A 1,148-nucleotide genomic window follows, 5' to 3' on the forward strand; every position below is an offset into this window, starting at 1 on the left:
CGAATCTATGTATCGATCATCTTCGTAAGCGAAAGCGCAAGAAAAACATGTCGCTCGATGCGAACTTGTATGATTCGGACAAAGCTGACGGTTATGATATCATGCCTACTGGCGATGAGGAGCTTCCTGAGAATCAGCTGGTGCTGTCTGAGACGAGGCGGCAAGTTCGAGATGCGATTGATCAGATGCCGGAGCAATATAAATCCATAGTCATCCTGCGTTATCTGCATGACATGTCGTTACAAGAGATCAGCGAAGTGCTGGACATGCCCGTGACGACGATCAAGACCCGGCTTCATCGAGGCAGAGAATATCTGCGCGGCAAGATCAACAGCGACGAACAGTTTGGGTGAGTCGTCAGGTGCGGTCGGTCGGGATCGTCTGAAACATTAAGGTCTCTGATTCGTATGAATGATGGTATAGAGATTTTTTTATTGCGTAGGTGAAAGGGGAGGCTTATAGATGGAATGCAAAAAAGCCGTCTCTTGCATACATGAATATCTGGATGGACTCTTGGATCGATCCGCTCAGGCAACGCTGGATCAGCACTTGCGAACATGTGCGAACTGCCGTCGATTGTTTAAACAGCTGGAGATGATGGAACAGCGCATTCGCATGCTGAAGCATGTCGATACACCTGATCTGACGGATCGCATCATGAACAGCCTTCCAGCTCCTCTGAAGAGCCGCAAGGCGATCAATTGGCTGAAGCGTCATCCGGCACTTACTGCTGCGGTTATCTTCATCGTGGTTATGTTCAGCAGCTTGGCTGCTTTGTGGAATACAGACGATCAACTGGTGATCAGCACAGCGGAGTTTGATAAGATCCAAGTTGTGGGCAATCGTGTCATCGTTCCAGCAGGTGAGACGATCCAAGGGGATCTTGTTGTCGAGAACGGCGAGGTGGTCGTCGAGGGCAGAGTGATGGGCAATCTGGTTGTCATAGATGGTACGTATACAGCATCCACTGCCAATATCGCCGGCCGCATTACGACGGTGAATCAGCTTTTTGACTGGTTATGGTATAAGATTGCGGGATTGTTTGGAACTGTATAAAATAGAGAAAGAACTCAAATTTCATGAAGGTTTCATGAAGTTGAAGAAAGCAAACGTCCGGGTGGAGGATTGACGATGGAATTGTGGACTAA

2 protein-coding genes are annotated in these 1,148 nt (G+C 48.3%); both read left to right on the forward strand.

Annotation, left to right across the window (positions count from 1 at the left end; translation table 11 throughout):
• The coding region (locus PRECH8_RS14310; RefSeq protein WP_200967766.1) for a sigma-70 family RNA polymerase sigma factor at positions 1 to 353 on the forward strand (353 nt) is incomplete at its 5' end.
• A gap of 109 nt (positions 354 to 462) precedes the next feature.
• On the forward strand, positions 463 to 1,056 hold the full coding sequence (locus PRECH8_RS14315) for an anti-sigma factor family protein (RefSeq protein ID WP_200967767.1): 594 nt from the start codon (positions 463 to 465) through the stop codon (positions 1,054 to 1,056).
• Positions 1,057 to 1,148: the final 92 nt, after the last annotated feature.

This window comes from Insulibacter thermoxylanivorax (genome assembly GCF_015472005.1).
In the GTDB taxonomy this organism is placed as follows: Bacteria; Bacillota; Bacilli; order Paenibacillales; family DA-C8; genus Insulibacter; species Insulibacter thermoxylanivorax.